Source organism: Cellulomonas algicola, from assembly GCF_003851725.1.
Taxonomy (GTDB): Bacteria; Actinomycetota; Actinomycetes; order Actinomycetales; family Cellulomonadaceae; genus Cellulomonas; species Cellulomonas algicola.
Genome location: NZ_BHYL01000192.1, coordinates 1 through 16,702, shown reverse-complemented (window position 1 = coordinate 16,702; position 16,702 = coordinate 1). Strand labels below are relative to the sequence as shown.

Genomic DNA, 16,702 nt, shown 5'->3' with positions numbered 1-16,702 from the left:
CCGTCCCGGCGCGTCGCGCCGGGCGACGCGTGCCCGGCTCACGGCTGGCGCTCCGGGACGCGCCGGTCTGCGGACGCGTCCGCCGGCGTGCCACGGACAGGGTGCGGGGCACGGGCGGCGGGCGGCCGGCTCACGTCGCCAGCTCGGCGCGGGCCTCGGCGATCGCGGCCTCGTCGTGCGCGGGCAGCACGATCAGGTCGGGCCGCCGCTCCGCCAGGCGGTGCAGGGCGTCGATGGTCCGCGTGTACCGGGGCCAGTCGGCGGACAGCAGCCGGACGACGGGCGCGGGCAGCTCGCGGTGCGTCACGGCGCGACGGTCCCAGGCGGCGTCGCCGACGAGCAGCACGTCGCGCGTGGCCGTCCGCACGAGGACGCCGAGGTGGCCGGTGGCGTGCCCCGGCAGCGGCACGACCACGACCGTCCCGTCACCGAGCAGGTCCCGCGCGCCGCCCAGCGGCTCGACGTCCGCGTCGTCCGCACGCGGGAGCGTCATCGGGTCGAGGAGGCGGTCGGCCAGGTCGTCGGGGAGCAGCACCGGGGCCAGCCCGCGGCGGAGACGCCCGACCCCCCGGACGCGCGCGATCTCGTCGACGGCCCGCCGCGCCACCACGACGCGTGCGGCCGGGAAGTCGCGCAGCCCACCGACGTGGTCGGCGTGCAGGTGCGTGACGACGACGTGCGTCACGTCGTCCGCGTCGATCCCCCGCGCGGCGAGCTGCGCGACCGCCGACTCGTCCGGCCCGACGTGCACGGGCAGCAGCCCGCCGTAGACGCGGTCGATCCCGTGCGACAGCGCCTCGACGACGCGCGGCGCGTACCCGGTGTCGACCAGCACGACACCGCCGGCATGCCGCACGACCCCGACGAGCGCGGGGAACCGGACGGGTGCACGACCGGCTCCGCGTCGGGCGACGCCCGCGCTGTGCGTGGTGTGCCCGGCCTCCAGCAACGTCAGCTCGACGGTCATGGCGTCAGTACCGCAGCATCGTGGCCGACAGGGCAAGCCCTGCGCCCGTGCCGAGCAGCAGCGCCGTCTGCCCCCGGCGCAGCCGGCCCGACGTCACGGCGTGGTGCAGGGCCGTGGGCACCGACGCGGACACCTGGTTGCCGTGGTCGGCGAGGATGTCGACGACCGCGTCCGGCTGCACGCCCACGCGCTCGCGCAGGTACCGCAGGCCCACGGCGCTCGCCTGGTGCGGCACGACGACGTCCACCTCGTCGACGCCGAGGCCTGCCCGACGCTCGAGGTCACGGAGGAAGCCGGGCAGGTGCCGGGCGACCTGCCGCAGCAGCGCGGCACCGTCCATGCGGAACAGGTAGGCCGACGGGTCGTCGGGCGGGGTGGTCACGTTGAACCGCGTCCCGCCCGCGTCGATCCGGCAGGCGGACCGGGCGTCCGGCCACACCCCCGACGCGCTCGCGAGCACCGCGGACCCGTCGTCCGGCGCCGCCGCACCGACGACGACCGCGGCGGCACCGTCGCCGAACAGCGCCGACCCCTCGACCTCCCGGTGGTCGAGCCCTTTCGACGCGATCTCGGTCGCGACGACCGCGACCCGCTCCCACCGCCCGACGGCGACGGCAGCCGACGCGAGGTCGAGCGCGGAGAGGAATCCGACGCACGAGGCGTTCACGTCGAGGGCCGCGACCCGCCCGCCCGGGACACCGAGGTGGGCCGCGGTGAGGACCGCGGTCGTCGGCATCGGCTGCTCGGGGGCGACGGCCGACACGACCACCGCGTCGAGGTCCCCGACGTCGAGCCCGGCTGCGTCGAGCGCCTGCCGCACCGCCGCCGCCGCCATCACCGACGACGTCTCCTCCGCCGACGCCCAGCGCCGCGAGCGCACCCCGGACCGCGCCTCCGACGTGCCCGCGTCGCGCCCGTGCGCGGTGTCCAGCTCGGACGAGAGGACGACGCGGGAGGGGCGGTGGGCACCTGTCCCCAGCACCCGGACGGGCAGGGACGGGACGGCGCTCTGGCGTGGCACGCGGGCCAGGATGCCACGCGCGCCACCGCCCGTCGGACGCCTCTCCACAGGCCCGCCCGAGTCGTCCACGGACGTCCCGAACGTCGCCGGGCGCCACCGCCGAGAGCTCGTCCGACTTCGTCCGCCCGACGACGTCGCGGCCGCGCACGCGCCGCCCCTACGGTCGTGCCATGACGCACGACGGGGTCCGCAACGTCCGCAGCGCGCTCGACGCCCTGCCGGCGCCGTTCCAGCCGCACCGCCTCGCCACCGTCAACGACCACGACGTCAAGGTCGTCACGCTCGAGGGCGAGTTCGTCTGGCACACCCACCCCGACACCGACGAGCTGTTCCTCGTGGTGTCCGGGCGCCTGACGATCCAGCTCCGCGACGGCGACGTCGAGCTCGGTCCCGACGACGTGTTCGTCGTCCCGCGCGGCGTCGAGCACTGCCCGCTCGCGCACGGCGAGGTCCGGGCCGTGCTGATCGAGCGCGTCGGGACGGTCAACACCGGGGACGCGGGCGGCGACCGCACGCAGCCGCTGCGCGAGCTCGGCGAGGGACGGCCACCGGGACACGAGGCGCCCTCCCAGTCCCCGTGAGACGGGACGCGTCCTCGGCCGCCCGTCAGGCGGCGGTGGCGACCGCGGCGCCGAGACGGCCCACGTGCTCGCGTGAGCGCCCGACCAGGGCGAGCACGACCTCGTCGACGCCCGTGGCGGCGACCAGCGCGGCGGCATCCGCGCGGACCTGCTCGGCCGTGCCGACGAGCCACGTCGACGACGGTCGCCACGCCAACCCGGAGAACGCCTCGGCGTAGGACAGGTTCGCGCGGCGGCGGGCGGCGTCGAGCTCGTCGTCGGCGACCACGGTCTCGACCTCCAGCAGGACGCGGACGTCACCGCGCCGACGACCGGTCGCGAGGAGGTGGCCCTCGAGCACCGCGACGAGCGCGTCGACCGCGGTCGGCGTCGCGAGCGTGGGCGAGTGGCGGATGCGGACGGTGTCGGCCGCGGCGGCGGACCGCAGGAGCGCGACGTCGTCCAGCGCGGCGCTCGTGACGACGACCTCGACGCCCTGCGGTCGGGTCGCGGAGGAGGTGGGCTCGACGGTCGTGCGCCCCGCCCGGTCGACGGCGACGCGCCAGACGACCGGGGCGGCCTCGGCGGCGACCGCGTCAGGGCGGGCGGGCAGCACCGCAGGACGGTGCGGGCGGGCGACGGTGCGGGTGTGCGGCGCGCGGGTGCGCGCAAGGAGCTGGGTCACGGGAGGAGGTCCTCAGGTCGTACGGGGTGCGCGGCGAGGGCCGTCGGGCCGCGGGCGCGCGAGGTCGTCAGCTCAGCGACAACACACCCGGGACGAGGACATGCGGGAAGGCTAACCGCAGCCCGTCGCCGCGCACCACCCCTGTCGGCAACCCGCTCACATGCCGAGAACGCCGGGTCGGGTGGCGTCAGACGCCGAGGATCCAGCGCAGCGTCCGCGCGTTGCGCACCGCGTTCCCGTCGCCGTCGTTGTTGAAGTAGACGAGCACGTCACGACCCTGCGCGTCCCACTCGCGCACGCGGTCCGCCCACCAGCGCAGGTCGTCGTCGGAGTACGAGCCGCCGTAGAGCCACTGCTGGTCGGGCCCGTGCAGGCGCACGTACACGAACGGCGCGGTCGCGCGCAGCACGCACGGCAGCCCGGCGCCGCTCATCACGCACGACGCGGCGCCGTGCCGCTCGAGGATCGCGGAGACGTCGTCGTGCTGCCACGACGGGTGCCGCAGCTCGACGGCGACCCGCACCCACCACGGCAGCGACCCGAGGAACCAGTCGAGGCGCGCGTCGTCGCGCTGCTGGTCGGGCGGCAGCTGCACGAGCAGCACCTCGCGCCGGTCGCGCAGCGCGTGCCACGAGCGGGCGATCCGCTCGGACCACACCTCGGGCGCGTAGAGCCGCTTCGCGTGCGTGAGCCCGCGCGACGCCTTGACGGACATCGTGAAGCCCTCGGGCAGGCGGCGGTTCCAGGACGCGAACGTCGCGTCGCGCGGCCAGCGGTAGAACGACGCGTTGAGCTCGACGGTGCCGAACTCCTGCACGTACCGCGCGAGCCGGTCGTGCGGAGGCATTCCCGGCGGGTAGAGCACGCCCTCCCAGTGGTCGTACGACCAGCCCGACGTCCCGACGCGGATCGTCACGCCGGCCCCCGCGCCGCCGTCAGAGCGTCTTCGCGAAGCAGAGGGACAGCAGGTCGCCGACGTACGGCTTGTACGGCGCGATCGGCCGGTAGCCCTCGTCGACGTAGAGGCGGACGGCCTCGGGCTGGCGGACGCCGGTCTGCAGGAGCAGCGACGTCATGCCGGCCGCGCGGGCTTCCGCCTCCAGCGCGCGCATGAGGGTGCGCGCGAGACCGGCGCCGCGGGCGCTGTCGTCGACGAAGAGCTTCTTGACCTCGCCGGAGCCCTCCGGTTGGCCGTCCCGCGGACCGCGCAGCGCGACGTGCCCGGCGGGCTCGCCGTCGAGGAGCGCGAGCAGCACGACCAGGACGCCGACGCCCTGCGCTGCGTCGTCGCCGTCGAAGCCGCCCGCGGCGTCCCACATCGGCTGCAGCTCGGGGTAGCGCCAGCCGTTGAACCGGTGCATCGCCCGCCGCAGCTCGAGCGCGCGGGGGTCGTCCCACGCGGTCCGCTCGATCGTCACGCGACCCTCGTAGCGCGGGGCACGCTCGGCCTGCGGGACCGGGACGAGGTACTTCGCGAAGCAGCGTGAGTCCACGACGCCGACGTACTCGCCGTAGTTCTCGATCGGGAAGAAGCCGGCCCGGAGGTAGAGGCCGATCGCCTCGGGCTGCAGCGGGCCCGTCTCCAGGACGAGGCAGCGCACGTCCTGCGCGGTCGCGAGCCGCTCGAGCGCGGTGAGGATGAGGCGCGAGTAGCCGCGGCCGCGGTGCTCCGGCACGACGTACATGCGCTTGACCTCGGCGGTCTGCGGCTCGAGGTCGTCGTACACGGCGTCGACGTCACGCAGGGCCCCGATCGCGACCGGCTCGCCGTCCGCGTGCAGCAGCACGACACCGACGATGTCGTCGCCCGACATCGCGTGACCGATGTCGTCCTCGCCGTACCGCTCGCGCAGCTCGGCCTGCTGCGCGTCGCGCAGCCGCACCACGTCCGGGTGGTCCCAGGCGACGACGTCGACCGTGACGGCCGGGGCGTCCGCCGTCATCAGCCGACGAGCGCCTTGAGCACCGACGTGAAGAACCGCAGGCCGTCCGTGCCCGTGCGCGGACCCTGGGCACCGTCCGGGCCGAAGCCCGCCTCGACCGCGTGCTCGGGGTGCGGCATGAGCCCCACGACGTTGCCCGCGGCGTTGCTGATGCCCGCGATGCCCCGCCGCGACCCGTTCGGGTTCCAGCCCTCGTAGCGGAACACGACGCGGCCCTCGCCCTCGAGCTCGTCGAGCGTGCGCTCGTCGGCGACGTACTGGCCGTCCTGGTTCTTCAGCGGGATCGTGATGTGCTCGCCCTGCGCGTAGTCGCTGGTCCACGCGGTGTCCGTGCGCTCGACGGACAGCACCTGCTCGCGGCACACGAAGTGCAGGTGGTCGTTCTTGATCATCGACCCCGGCAGCAGGTGCGCCTCGGTGAGGACCTGGAAGCCGTTGCAGATGCCCAGGACAGGGAGGCCCTTGTGGGCAGCCTCGACGATCTCGCCCATGACGGGCGCGAAGCGGCTGATCGCCCCCGCGCGCAGGTAGTCGCCGTAGGAGAAGCCGCCGGGCAGGACGACCGCGTCGACCCCGTGCAGGTCGGCGTCGGCGTGCCACAGCGCGACGGGCTCGCCGCCGGCCAGCCGGACCGCGCGCGCCGCGTCGCGGTCGTCGAGCGTGCCGGGGAAGGTGACGACGCCGATGCGGCTCATCGGGCCGCGACCTCGGCGTCCGTGTCCTCGTACACCGCGACGACGTCCTCGATCACGGGGTTCGACAGGACCTGCTCGCCCGCGGCACGGGCTGCGGCGAGGACCTCCTCCGTCACCGGACCGTCGACCTCGAGCTCGAACCGCTTGCCCTGACGGACCGACGAGAACTGCGCGAAGCCGAGGCGCGGCAGCGCACCCGCGACGGCCTTGCCCTGCGGGTCGAGGATCTCGGGCTTCGGCATGACGTCGACGACGACTCGTCCCACGGGGGTGCTCCCTGAGTTCGCGGCGGTGGGGATCGCGGCGAGTCTACCGACCGGCGACGGCGCACCCGGTCGGCGTCCGACAGGCGACCGGCGCGGCCGGCGTCCGGTCAGACGAGCCCGGGCTGCGGCTCGTCGACGCGCGGCGGCCGACCGCGCAGCACGACCGCCCACAGGTCCACGGCCGCCACGTCCGTCAGGTGCGCGGTGCGGCGCGCGGCACGCCGGAGGACGAGCAGCACCGGCAGAGCCGCGACGCAGACGGGCGCGGCGACGGCCGAGAACGTCAGGACGCCGATCCCGACGACCTCCCATGCCGCCGACGCGACGATCGCCGCCGCGACGACGGCAACGCCGACGGGCGCCGTCCGGACGAGCGGCACGACCTCGCGCCACGGCTGATCGGGCAGCGACGGCAGGACGCGTCGCAGGCGTCGCCACGCCCCGAGCGCCAGGAGACCGCCGACGACGCAGGACACCGCGAGCGTGACCAGCCACCCCGTCGGCGACGTGCGGGGCATCGTGACGTTCTCCGCGCACGCGACCACCGGCAGTCCGTCGGTCGGGCACGACACCCACGTCACGACGGATGGGACGAGCCAGCCGGCGACGGACCACGCGACCGCGCCGACGCCGACGACCACCAGCGCCGCCACGGTCGACGGCACCGCCGCGACCCGCTGCCGCGGCAGCACGACGACGGGCAGCCGTGTCCCCGGCTCAGGGCCGCGGGACGCGACGAACCGCTGCGTCATCCAGCGTCGGGTCCGCTCCCCGTTCGTCAGGAGGACGAGGACGCCGTACAGCGCGACGCCCGGCGCGACGAGGGCGACGACCGACCGGGGGTCGTCGCGGACGCCGGGGACCGCGAGCAGCAGGAGGGCCGGGGTGCACCCGCGCAGCCAGCGCATGACGCGAAACCTCCGGGCGGCGACCGTGTCCCGCAGCCAGTCGCCGTAGCGCGCCGACGGCGGGGTGTCGAAGACCCAGAAGGCGAGCCGCGCGGCCGGCGGCGGTCCGGTGCGCCACCGTGTGCGCAGACCGCCGACGACGAGCCCCGCCGCAGTCCGGGTGTCGACGCGGGTGGCCGACGGCTCCGCGAGGTCCGCGAGGACGTCGACGAGCTCGGCACCGTGCCGCGTGCGCCACGACGGCGGGTAGGCGAGCAGCCAGCGCTGCGCCGAGCGCACGAACGTCACGGCACGCGTCTCGGGGCGCAGGGCTGCGAGGTGATCGGGCGTGGCAGACGTGCCGGCCGCCGCGCCGCCGTCCGTGGCGTCGGGGCAGCCCGCGACGTCGGGGCCGTCGGCGGCATCCGTGCCGTCCGTCCCGTCGGGGGCGTCGGTGCCGTCGGGGCTGACGACCGGCGGCTGTGCGCTCACCGCGCACCCCCGTCCGGCGGGTCGAGCCGCACGTACGGGCCGAAGCGGCCGACGTCGCCCGCGACCGCCGGCCGGCGGGGGTCCTCGTGGCGCAGCATCCGCCGCGTCGCGCGGACGGCCTCGGACAGCACCATCACGACGGAGCCGAAGAGCACTGCCTCCCACGACAACCACCCGACGGCTGCCACGCCCCACGCCACGAGGCCGACGACGAGCACCTGCGCGAGTGCGGCACGGGCGTGGAACCACCGCCCGGTGACGTCGTCCTCGAGCCAGGCGGCGTGCTCGGGGCCGGGCAGCCGGCCACGGAACCGGAAGGCGAGGAACGTCCGCAGCGGCGGTCGCGTGCGGCGGCGGGTGGACCAGCCGCTCCGGACCAGCCCCAGGGCGGTGCGCACGTCGACCCGGCGGGCGTCGGGCGCCAGGTCGGCGAGCAGCGCGACGGCCTCGTCCGCGCGCTCGCGGCGCCAGCGGGGCGGGTAGGCGCGCAGCCACCGTCGGGCGGAACGCTCGAAGGCGTCCTCAACCGCGCGGGCCATCACGCGCCGCCCAGCAGCGGGCGCGGGCGGACGGGAGCGGCGAGGACGCGCTGCGCGCGACGGGCGAGGTCGGCGAGCCGCGTGGTCTCGACGGTGAGGACGTCGCGGCCCTCGGGGGTCAGCCGGTAGTAGCGGCGGACGCGTCCGTCGACGACGACCTCGCCCGACGCCTCGGCGTACCCGACGTCGACGAGGCGGTCGAGGACGCCGTACAGCGTGCCGGCACCGAGGCGGACGCGGCCGTCCGACAGCGTGCGCACCTCCTGCACGACGCCGTACCCGTGCCGCGGCTCGTCGGCGAGCGCGAGCATGACCAGGTACGCCTGCTCGGTCATGCGGAACGTCATGACCGATATATATCGCGCGACGACCTATCGACACCATCCCTCGGACGGGCGAACGCCCAGGTCATCGGGGTACCTGCCCGACCGTCAGAGGGCGCGGTGCGCCCACCCGCCCGCGACGAGCGTGGCGGCGACCGGCATGTCCCGGAGGGCGCCCGCCGTCCCGCCCCGGGCGACCGGGTCGTCGTCGAGCAGCACGAGGTCGGCCGGGTCCCCGACCTGGAGGCCGACCCACCGTCCGTCGACCGAGGCCGCGAGCGCCGTCAGCAGGTCGAGCCGCTGCTCCGGGTGCCACGCGTCGCGGCCGTCGCGCGCGCGCCAGACAGCGGCGTCGACCGCGACCCACGGGTCCAGCGGCGCGACGGGCGCGTCGGACCCGAGCGTGAGCGTCACCCCCGCGGCGTGCAGCGCGGCGAGCGGGAAGGCGCGACGCGTGCGGCCGGCCCAGTGGTGGTCGGCGACGTCCCGGTCGTCCATCGCGTGCTCGGGCTGGACGCTCGCGACGACACCGAGCTCGGCGAACCGCTGGACGTCGTCGTCGTCGAGGAGCTGCGCGTGCTCGACGGACCCGGCCGCGCCGGACGCGGCGAAGGCGTCGAGGGCGAGCGCGTTGGCGGCGTCGCCGATCGCGTGGATCGCGCACCGCAGGCCGTGCGAGCGCGCGTACGTCATGAGCGGCACGAGGTGGTCGGGCGGGACGGACAGGACACCGCGGTCGGCCGTGCCCGGGTAGGGGTCGTGGCAGTAGGCGGTGCGGGTGTTGAGCGAGCCGTCGGTGATGACCTTGAGCGGGCCCTGCTCGACGAGCCCGGCGACGCGGTCGCCCGTGTGCAGGTCGTCGCGCACGACGCGGTCGAGGTACTCCTCCCAGACACCGGCGCGCACGCGCAGCACGCCGGGCCGGGCCGCGGTGCGACGACGCCACACGTCGAGGTTGTCGGCGATCTCCAGGTCGACCACCCCGACGACCCCGCGTGCGGCGGCGGCCAGCGCGGCCTCGTGGACCGCCACGTCGGCGACGTCGTCGGGCACGTGGTCGACCGCACCCTGCAGCGGCATCCAGTCGCCCTCGCGCAGCAGGCCGCCGTCGTGCGCTCCGACGCCGAGCATCCGCAGCCCGGCGGTGGACAGCCACGCGCAGTGCAGGTCGCCCGAGACGAGCACGACGGGCACCTCACCGACGGCGGCGTCGAGCAGCGCGGTCGTGGGGTCGTCCGGCCAGAGGCCGTCGCGGAACCCGAACCCGACGAGCGGAGCCCCGGGCGCCGGCGGTGCTGTGTCGAGCCGCGCGCGCACGAGCGCGACCGCCTCCGCCGCCGACGCCGCGCGGGACACGTCGAGCCGCTGCCGCGCGAGCGCCCACTGGGTCAGGTGCACGTGGGCGTCCCACAGGCCGGGGAGCACGTGGCGGCCGTCGAGCTCGACGACCTCCGCCCGCGGACCGGCGGCGTCGAGCAGGTCGGGCCCGATCGCGGCGATGCGGCCGTCGCGGAGCAGGACGTCGACCAGGCCGGCATGGCCGACACGTCGACCGGCGCGCAGCAGCAGTGGGTGATTTGTCGCGATTGTCATGTCGTCCGCGTCGACCCCGCCGCTACCGTCGTCATGTGAGCACCGTAGGGGGCGGCATGGATCACGCAGGGTACGACCCGTTCTTCCTCGGCCCTCCGTTGCCGCTGCCGGTCACGCCGCGGCCCACGGAGGACCTCCCGTCGACGCACTTCACCGTGCAGTTCGACCCCGAGCACAAGCTCGCGGCGGCGACCGCGGTCAACATCGACGGCGGCCGGCTGCTCGACCTGCCGCGCAACGACAGGTGGGAGCTCGACCCGCGCGTGCCGGCCGACCGGCAGGCCGGGCCCGACGTCTACCGGAACAACCGGCTCGACCGCGGGCACCTCGTGCGACGCGCCGACCCGGTCTGGGGTGATCCGGACGTCGCGCAGCGGGCCAACGTCGACACCTTCCGGTACACCAACGCCGCCCCGCAGGTCGACGACTTCAACCAGGGCAAGCAGCTGTGGGTCGGCCTCGAGGACCACGTGCTGCAGTACGCCGAGACGTGGCGGCAGCGGGTCAGCGTCTTCACCGGTCCGGTGCTGCGCGACGACGACCCCGTCTACCGGGGCGTCGGGGTGCCGCGGCACTTCTGGAAGGTCGCCGTGTGGGCGACGCCCGACCCCGACGCACCGTCCGCGGGCGTCCCCGACGACAGGGCGCCCAGGCTCAGGCTCGCCTCCGCGGGGTTCCTCGTGGACCAGTCGCCGCTGCTCGCGGGGCTCGACCTCGACGAGGCGCAGCGCGCGGCGCGGGACGTCGACGCTCCCCCGCCGCTCGGTCCGTTCCGCACGTTCCAGGTGCCGGTGTCGACGATCGAGGAGCTCACCGGGCTCGACCTCGGACCGGCCGTCGACGCGGACGTCCTGCCGCCGACCCGGGCGCTCGGCGAGAAGGCGTGGGTCACGCTGACGGACGCGTCGGACATCGTCGTCTGAGCCGCGCCCCACGGCCCGCGCGGACGTACGCACGTCGTCGGGCCGTCGTGACGCGGCCGGGGACCGTCGGTCGGCGGCCGTCACGCGCGCGTCGCGGCCCCGCGCAGCGGCACGACCATCGGCGTGCCGGTCTCGGGGTCGGGCACGACGCGGCACGCGAGCCCGAACACCTCACGCACGCGCTCGGCGGTCACCACCTCGGCGGGCGGCCCCTCGGCGACGACGCGCCCGTCCCGCATCGCGACGAGGTGCGTCGCGTACCGCGCGGCCTGGTTGAGGTCGTGCAGGACGGCGACGAGCGTGCGGCCCTCCTCGTGCAGGCGCGCGCACAGGTCCATGACCTCGACCTGGTGCGCGATGTCGAGGTAGGTCGTCGGCTCGTCGAGCAGCAGCAGGTCGGTCTCCTGCGCGAGGGCCATCGCGAGCCACACCCGCTGCCGCTGGCCGCCGGACAGGTCGGACACGTAGCGGTCGCGCAGGTCGGCGACCTCGGTGGCGTCGAGCGCGGCGGCGACGGCACGCGCGTCGGCCGGCGACCACTGCCGCAGGATCCCCTGGTGCGGGTACCGGCCGCGCGCGACGAGGTCGCCGACCGTGATCGCCTCGGGCGCGACGGGGCTCTGCGGCAGCAGCGCGAGCCGGCGGGCGACGTCCTTGCCGCGCATCTTCTCGACCGGCTGCCCCTCGAGCAGCACCTCGCCGGCGCGCGGCTTGAGGGTCCGGGCGAGCGCGCGCAGCAGCGTCGACTTGCCGCAACCGTTGGGGCCGATGATCACGGTGAACGAGGCGCGCGGGATGGCGACGGACAGGTCCCGCGCGACGACGAGCTGGTCGTAGGCGAGCGTGAGGTCGCGCGCCTCGAGCGGCGACGCGGGGGTGGCCGGGCCGGTGGCGTCGCCGGTGGTTCCGGGCGCTGGGCGGGCGGTGCTCATGCGGCGCTCCTCCTCCACTCGCGCACCAGCAGGAACGCGAGGTAGACGCCGCCGAGGGCGGCCGTGACGACGCCGACGGGGAACTGCTGCCCCGGGACGGCGTACTGCGCGATCAGGTCGGCGACGACGAGGACGGCCGCGCCGGTGCAGGCGGCGGCGGCGACGCCGGGCCCGGTCGAGCGCGTGAGGCGGCGCGTGATCTGCGGGGCGGTGAGCGCGACGAACGCGATCGGCCCGCACACGCTGACGGCAGCCCCGGTCGCGAGGACGCCCACGACGACGGCCGCCGTGCGCACGGTCGTCGGCCGGACCCCGACGGCCGTGGCGGCCTCGTCGCCCATCTCGACGACCTGGAGGGCGCGGGTCAGCACGAGCGCGAGCGGCACCAGCACGAGCAGCGCACCGCCGACGACGGCCGCGTCGGTCCACGTCCGCGCGAGCAGGGAACCGTTGATCCAGATCGCGACCTCCTGCGCGTCCTCCCGGTTGCCGCGCGCGAGCGCGAGCTGGACGAACGCGAGGGCCATCGCGCCGACGGCGATGCCGGTGACGACCATGCGGTGCGGTGCGGCGAACCCGCGCCCGGTGCCGAGCCACACGGCGACGACCGCGACGACCGCGCCGACGACGGCACCGACGGGGACGGGGACGACGCCGGGCCACACGAGCGCGGCGGCGACGGCCCCCGCGGCGGCGCCGGACCCGAGGCCGATGACGTCGGGGCTGCCGAGCGGGTTGCGTGTGACGGACTGGAACAGCGCACCGGCGACGGCGAACGCGGCACCGGCGGCTGCGGCGACGGTGAGCCGCGGGAGCGCCTTGGTGAACAGCGCCCACTGCTGGATCTTCGAGCCGTCGCCCGCGAGCACGGTCGGCAGCTCGGCGAGCGGGATGCCGAGCCGACCGGCGCTGACGGTCACGAGCGCGGCCACGACGGCCACGACCAGGGCAGCGACGCCCACGACTACCGGCCGCACGCGCCAGCGCACCGAGATGCCCCGCTCGGCGGACCCGAGACGCAGCACCCGCGGCGGACGACCTTGGAGCATCACAAGCCCATCCGGCCGCGCCGCACGGCGGCGATGAGGAACGGCGCGCCGACGAACGCCGTGACCGCGCCGACCATGAGCTCGCCCGGCCGCGCGACGACCCTGCCGACGACGTCGGAGACGAGCAGCAGCACGGGCCCGAGCAACGCGCAGTACGGCAGCAGCCAGCGGTGGTCCGACCCGGTGAACGAGCGGACGACGTGCGGCACCGCGAGCCCGACGAACGCGATCGGGCCGACCGCGGCGACGGCGGCGGCGCACAGCATCGTCGCGGCCGCGCCGCCGAGCAGGCGCGTGCGGCCGGCGTGCAGCCCGAGCGACGTCGCCGACTCGTCGCCGAGCGCGAGCGCGTTGAGCGGCCGCGCGAGCAGCGCGCACAGCACGAGCCCGACGACGACGAACGGCAGGACCTGCCCGACGAGCCCGGGCGGCCGCCCGGCGAGCGACCCGACCACCCAGACGCGGTAGGAGTCGAAGACGAGCGGCTGCGTGAGCGAGACGGCCTCGACCAGCGCCACGAGCACCGCCGACACCGCCGCACCCGCGAGCACGAGCCGCACGGGCGTGGCACGCCGCCCGCCCGACCCGATGAGGTAGACCGCGACGGCCGCGAGCAGCGCGCCCGGGATCGCGGTCCACACCGAACGCCCCGCCGCCGGGCCGAGCACGAGGATGCCGAGGACGACGGACGCCGACGCGCCCGCGTTGACGCCGAGCAGCCCGGGGTCGCCCAGCGGGTTGCGCGTCAGCCCCTGGATGACGACGCCCGCGACCGCGAGCGCCGCGCCGACGATCACCCCGAGCTGCGTGCGGTCGACGCGCGACGCGACGACGCTCGACGTGTACGAGTCGTCGGGGTGCAGCAGCGCGGACCACACGTCGCCGAGCGGGACCGACTTGGCGCCGACGGCCAGGCTGAGCCCGACGGCGAGCGCGAGCAGCGCGAGCGCGCCGACGAGACCGGCGGTGAGCACGAGCGCGCGCGAGCCCCGCGCGCGCGGCGGCTGCGCGCGCGGGGCTCGGGGAGCGGCGACGGTGCTCATGGGTGCACGGTACGGAACGGGTCACGCGGCGGCGGCGCAGGCCGACGGGTGACGTCCCGCGGGCGCCCGCCCGGCGCCGCGTGGGCGACCGGAAGGGCGGTCCCGGTCAGACCTTCTCGGCGCCCGCGGTGATGAGCGGCAGGTACGCGTCGAGCGCCCACGGCAGCGACAGCGGCGTGGCGGTCGTGACGGCCATGCCGAGCGAGCGGTCGAGCATCGGCACGTAGGCACCGGCCGCGAACGCGGGGATCTGCGCGAACAGCGGCTGCGCCTCGGTCGCGGCCTGCTCGGCCTCGTCCCCGAACCACGTGAACAGCAACTGGACGTCGTCGAGCTGGTCCGCGTTCTCCAGGCCCAGGCTCGACGTGAACGTGTTCGGCGACGGCTTCAGGTCCGCGACGGACGGCGCGAGCTCGAGGCCCAGGTCGGTGAGCAGGTCGACGCGCGGGTCGCCCGGCAGGTACACGTCGAGGCTGCCCGGCGTGCCGGCGTAGACGTACGCGAACGAGATCCCGGCGAGCTCGGGGTTCGCGAGCGCGGCCTCGTCGATCGCGTCCTGACGCGTCTGCAGCAGCGGCTCGGCCTGCTCGGGCACGCCGAGGGCGGTCGCGATGATCTCGACCTGCTCCTCGATCGTCGTCTGCCACGCCTCCTTCGGGTAGGCCACGACGGGCACGACCTCGGACAGCTGGTCGAAGACGTCCTGCTCCAGGCCGGACTGCGGCGCGAGGACCAGGTCGGGCTCGAGAGCGACGATCGCGTCGACGTCGAGCGGGTAGGCGGCGATCGCCTCGGGCAGCTCGGCGTCGCGCTCCTCGATCGCCTCGCGGAACCACGGGTGGTAGCCGTCCTCGTCGCCGCCCCACGTGTCGGCCTCGATGCCCACGGGCACGGTGCCGAGCGAGAGCGCGATGTCGTCCGCACCCCAGCCGAGGGTCACGACGCGCTCGGGCTTCTGCTCGATGACGGCCTCGCCGAGCGCCGACTCGATGGTGACGGGGAACGTCGTGCCGTCGCTCTCGGTGCTGCCGGGCTCGGGGGTGGCGGCGTCGTCGTCGGTCGAGCCGGCGCACGCGGCGAGCGCGAGGGTCAGCGCGGTCGCGACGACGGCGACGGCGGAGCGGCGCAGGTGGCGCACGGGGGGACTCCCATCGGTGAGGGGCTGGCCGATGCGGTCATCCCGTCACGGCCGGCGGATGAGGCAAGCCTAACCTCGCCTGCGACCGCGCCGGCGGGACCCCGATGTCGTCCTGCTCACACCCGGCGGCGCACCCACGGCACCCGGGACCGAGCCTGGGTGCCACCGTTCAGAGCGGGAGCGGCGCGCCCGTCAGGCGCTCGAACGCCTCGAGGTACCGGTCGCGCGTGCGCTCGACGACGTCGGCCGGCAGGACCGGCGGCGGCACGTCGGACTCGCGGTCCCACCCGGACGCGGCCGACGTCAGCCAGTCCCGGACGAACTGCTTGTCGAAGCTCGGCTGCGCACGGCCCGGCTCCCACGCGTCCGCGGGCCAGAACCGCGACGAGTCCGGCGTGAGCACCTCGTCGCCCAGCGTGACCGCGCCCGTCGTCGGGTCGGTGCCGAACTCGAGCTTGGTGTCCGCGAGGATCACGCCCCGCTCGCGCGCGACGGCCTCGGCCCGCGCGTAGACGGCGAGCGTGAGGTCGCGCAGCGTCGTCGCCGCGTCCGCGCCGATCTGCTCGACGACCGCGGAGAACGGCACGTTCTCGTCGTGGTCGCCGAGCTCTGCCTTCGTCGCGGGCGTGAAGATCGGCTCGGGCAGCCGCGACCCGTCGACCAGCCCGGCCGGCAGCGGGATGCCCGTGACCTCGCCCGACGCGCGGTACTCGACCAGCCCCGAGCCCGTCAGGTAGCCGCGGGCGACGCACTCGACGGGGAACATCGACAGGCGACGGCACACCATCGCGCGGCCCGCGACGGCCTCGGGCACGTCCGTCGAGACGACGTGGTTGGGCACGAGGTCGGCCAGCTGCTCGAACCACCACAGGCTGAGCTGCGTGAGCACGACGCCCTTGCCCGGGATCCCCGGCGACAGCACGTGGTCGTACGCCGAGACGCGGTCGCTCGCGACGACCAGCACGACGTCGCCGTGCGCCGCGGTGATCGCCGCACCCGCGGCGGACTCGTCGGGGACGTACAGGTCCCGCACCTTGCCGGAGTACGTGTGCGCCCAGCCGGGGAGCGCGACGGACGGTTCGGGCACGACGGCGGTGGTCACCGGCCTAGTGTGACGTGCGCGGCACCGACGCCGCGCACGAGTCCACCAGACGAGGCCACCGTGGTGGCCGTCCGCACGGCAGGAGGTCCGCGCGATGCCCGACGCCCCCCTCGACGACTTCCTCCGCGCGTTCCGCACCCTCGCGGACGCCGCCCAGGCCGCGCACGCGCAACCGACGGACGAGATCACGCCGCTCGTGCCGGTCCTGCGCGAGCACCTCGGTCGCGACCCGCGCGGGCTGCCGGTGCTGACGGAGGTCGTCCCCTTCCTGCGCCGGGTCGACGCGGACGTCGCCGTCGCGGCGGTCGTCGAGGCGCACGGCGGCGGGCGGCTGATCGGCATCGGCGGCGGCGAGCAGCGCATGCACTCGTCGCTCTCGGAGATCCTCACCACCGCGGGCCAGTGGGCCGCGCACTTCCCCGTCGGCGCCGTCGACTACGAGCGCACCGCGACCGGCCCGGACAGCGAGCGTCGCGTCGTCGCGTTCGGGCTGACCCTCCTCCGCGTCGACGACGAGCCCGTCGTCCTCGCCCAACGCCTCACC

Annotated in this window: 18 protein-coding genes and 1 pseudogene; 3 read left to right on the top strand and 16 right to left on the bottom strand. The window is 75.8% G+C overall.

The window, feature by feature from the left end; all coding sequences use genetic code 11:
- Nucleotides 1-130 precede the first annotated feature (130 nt).
- Nucleotides 131-967 carry an MBL fold metallo-hydrolase gene (locus CTKZ_RS12625; protein ID WP_124343276.1) on the bottom strand — a complete coding sequence of 279 codons (837 nt, stop codon included), beginning with the start codon at nucleotides 965-967 and terminating at the stop codon, nucleotides 131-133.
- Between the two features lie 4 nt (nucleotides 968-971).
- Nucleotides 972-1,988, bottom strand: a complete 1,017-nt coding sequence (locus tag CTKZ_RS12620) for a 3-oxoacyl-[acyl-carrier-protein] synthase III C-terminal domain-containing protein (protein ID WP_124343275.1) — start codon at nucleotides 1,986-1,988, stop codon at nucleotides 972-974.
- 170 nt (nucleotides 1,989-2,158) lie between these two features.
- Here CTKZ_RS12620 and CTKZ_RS12615 point away from each other — a divergent pair, with 170 nt between their 5' ends.
- The gene (locus CTKZ_RS12615) at nucleotides 2,159-2,569 is read left to right on the top strand and encodes a cupin domain-containing protein (protein ID WP_124343274.1); all 411 of its coding nucleotides are present in this window, start codon (nucleotides 2,159-2,161) and stop codon (nucleotides 2,567-2,569) included.
- A gap of 25 nt (nucleotides 2,570-2,594) precedes the next feature.
- Here CTKZ_RS12615 and CTKZ_RS12610 read toward each other — a convergent pair whose 3' ends face one another.
- From CTKZ_RS12610 to CTKZ_RS12570, 9 genes are all read right to left on the bottom strand, one after another.
- Complete coding sequence (locus CTKZ_RS12610) at nucleotides 2,595-3,233, bottom strand: hypothetical protein (protein WP_124343273.1); 639 nt, start codon at nucleotides 3,231-3,233, stop codon at nucleotides 2,595-2,597.
- 187 nt (nucleotides 3,234-3,420) lie between these two features.
- A complete protein-coding gene (locus CTKZ_RS12605) occupies nucleotides 3,421-4,149 on the bottom strand; it encodes a DUF72 domain-containing protein (protein WP_124343272.1) in 729 nt (242 codons plus the stop codon).
- A gap of 19 nt (nucleotides 4,150-4,168) precedes the next feature.
- Nucleotides 4,169-5,176 (bottom strand): GNAT family N-acetyltransferase, encoded by a 1,008-nt coding sequence (locus CTKZ_RS12600; RefSeq protein WP_124343271.1) that lies wholly within the window; start codon nucleotides 5,174-5,176, stop codon nucleotides 4,169-4,171.
- Nucleotides 5,176-5,871 carry a phosphoribosylformylglycinamidine synthase subunit PurQ gene (gene purQ / locus CTKZ_RS12595; RefSeq protein WP_124343270.1) on the bottom strand — a complete coding sequence of 232 codons (696 nt, stop codon included), beginning with the start codon at nucleotides 5,869-5,871 and terminating at the stop codon, nucleotides 5,176-5,178. The genes CTKZ_RS12600 and purQ overlap by 1 nt, the downstream gene beginning before the upstream one ends.
- Nucleotides 5,868-6,137 carry a phosphoribosylformylglycinamidine synthase subunit PurS gene (gene purS / locus CTKZ_RS12590; RefSeq protein WP_124343269.1) on the bottom strand — a complete coding sequence of 90 codons (270 nt, stop codon included), beginning with the start codon at nucleotides 6,135-6,137 and terminating at the stop codon, nucleotides 5,868-5,870. The genes purQ and purS overlap by 4 nt, the downstream gene beginning before the upstream one ends.
- A 107-nt stretch (nucleotides 6,138-6,244) precedes the next feature.
- The gene (locus CTKZ_RS12585) at nucleotides 6,245-7,516 is read right to left on the bottom strand and encodes a hypothetical protein (protein WP_124343268.1); all 1,272 of its coding nucleotides are present in this window, start codon (nucleotides 7,514-7,516) and stop codon (nucleotides 6,245-6,247) included.
- Nucleotides 7,513-8,055, bottom strand: coding sequence for a hypothetical protein (locus CTKZ_RS12580; RefSeq protein ID WP_124343267.1), 543 nt, complete (start codon nucleotides 8,053-8,055; stop codon nucleotides 7,513-7,515). The genes CTKZ_RS12585 and CTKZ_RS12580 overlap by 4 nt, the downstream gene beginning before the upstream one ends.
- Nucleotides 8,055-8,402, bottom strand: a complete 348-nt coding sequence (locus tag CTKZ_RS12575; RefSeq protein ID WP_200829733.1) for a PadR family transcriptional regulator — start codon at nucleotides 8,400-8,402, stop codon at nucleotides 8,055-8,057. Before CTKZ_RS12575 ends, CTKZ_RS12580 begins: the two co-directional genes overlap by 1 nt.
- An 84-nt stretch (nucleotides 8,403-8,486) precedes the next feature.
- Nucleotides 8,487-9,971, bottom strand: a complete 1,485-nt coding sequence (locus CTKZ_RS12570) for an amidohydrolase (protein WP_124343266.1) — start codon at nucleotides 9,969-9,971, stop codon at nucleotides 8,487-8,489.
- Nucleotides 9,972-10,027: 56 nt separating this feature from the next.
- Between CTKZ_RS12570 and CTKZ_RS12565 the strand changes: the two genes are divergently transcribed.
- The gene (locus CTKZ_RS12565; protein WP_124343265.1) at nucleotides 10,028-10,894 is read left to right on the top strand and encodes a DNA/RNA non-specific endonuclease; all 867 of its coding nucleotides are present in this window, start codon (nucleotides 10,028-10,030) and stop codon (nucleotides 10,892-10,894) included.
- Nucleotides 10,895-10,974: 80 nt separating this feature from the next.
- Here the strand turns inward: CTKZ_RS12565 and CTKZ_RS12560 are convergent, their stop codons facing one another.
- The 5 genes from CTKZ_RS12560 to CTKZ_RS12540 form a co-directional block, all read right to left on the bottom strand.
- Entirely contained in the window at nucleotides 10,975-11,826 is an 852-nt protein-coding gene (locus tag CTKZ_RS12560) for an ABC transporter ATP-binding protein (RefSeq protein WP_200829732.1), read from the bottom strand.
- Nucleotides 11,823-12,851 carry a FecCD family ABC transporter permease gene (locus CTKZ_RS12555; protein WP_235843469.1) on the bottom strand — a complete coding sequence of 343 codons (1,029 nt, stop codon included), beginning with the start codon at nucleotides 12,849-12,851 and terminating at the stop codon, nucleotides 11,823-11,825. The genes CTKZ_RS12560 and CTKZ_RS12555 overlap by 4 nt, the downstream gene beginning before the upstream one ends.
- 23 nt (nucleotides 12,852-12,874) lie before the next feature.
- Nucleotides 12,875-13,918 carry a FecCD family ABC transporter permease gene (locus CTKZ_RS12550; protein ID WP_124343263.1) on the bottom strand — a complete coding sequence of 348 codons (1,044 nt, stop codon included), beginning with the start codon at nucleotides 13,916-13,918 and terminating at the stop codon, nucleotides 12,875-12,877.
- 106 nt (nucleotides 13,919-14,024) lie between these two features.
- Nucleotides 14,025-15,056: an ABC transporter substrate-binding protein gene (locus CTKZ_RS12545; protein ID WP_124343262.1), complete on the bottom strand. Its 1,032-nt coding sequence runs from the start codon at nucleotides 15,054-15,056 to the stop codon at nucleotides 14,025-14,027.
- A 169-nt stretch (nucleotides 15,057-15,225) separates the two neighbouring features.
- Nucleotides 15,226-16,158 (bottom strand): phosphoribosylaminoimidazolesuccinocarboxamide synthase, encoded by a 933-nt coding sequence (locus tag CTKZ_RS12540; protein ID WP_235843468.1) that lies wholly within the window; start codon nucleotides 16,156-16,158, stop codon nucleotides 15,226-15,228.
- 94 nt (nucleotides 16,159-16,252) lie between these two features.
- On the opposite strand from CTKZ_RS12540, the pseudogene CTKZ_RS12535 reads away from it, so the two are divergent.
- Nucleotides 16,253-16,702: pseudogene (locus CTKZ_RS12535) on the top strand (AAA family ATPase); the annotation flags it as partial.

Excerpts from the sequence above, each read along its gene's own strand:
- CTKZ_RS12625 (WP_124343276.1), bottom strand. The coding sequence starts at position 967 with ATGACCGTCGAGCTGACGTTGCTGGAGGCCGGGCACACCACGCACAGC.
- CTKZ_RS12615 (WP_124343274.1), top strand. The coding sequence starts at position 2,159 with ATGACGCACGACGGGGTCCGCAACGTCCGCAGCGCGCTCGACGCCCTG.
- CTKZ_RS12560 (WP_200829732.1), bottom strand. The coding sequence starts at position 11,826 with ATGAGCACCGCCCGCCCAGCGCCCGGAACCACCGGCGACGCCACCGGC.
- CTKZ_RS12570 (WP_124343266.1), bottom strand. The coding sequence starts at position 9,971 with ATGACAATCGCGACAAATCACCCACTGCTGCTGCGCGCCGGTCGACGT.
- CTKZ_RS12575 (WP_200829733.1), bottom strand. The coding sequence starts at position 8,402 with ATGACGTTCCGCATGACCGAGCAGGCGTACCTGGTCATGCTCGCGCTC.
- CTKZ_RS12580 (WP_124343267.1), bottom strand. The coding sequence starts at position 8,055 with ATGGCCCGCGCGGTTGAGGACGCCTTCGAGCGTTCCGCCCGACGGTGG.
- CTKZ_RS12600 (WP_124343271.1), bottom strand. The coding sequence starts at position 5,176 with ATGACGGCGGACGCCCCGGCCGTCACGGTCGACGTCGTCGCCTGGGAC.
- purQ (WP_124343270.1), bottom strand. The coding sequence starts at position 5,871 with ATGAGCCGCATCGGCGTCGTCACCTTCCCCGGCACGCTCGACGACCGC.
- CTKZ_RS12550 (WP_124343263.1), bottom strand. The coding sequence starts at position 13,918 with ATGAGCACCGTCGCCGCTCCCCGAGCCCCGCGCGCGCAGCCGCCGCGC.
- CTKZ_RS12565 (WP_124343265.1), top strand. The coding sequence starts at position 10,028 with ATGGATCACGCAGGGTACGACCCGTTCTTCCTCGGCCCTCCGTTGCCG.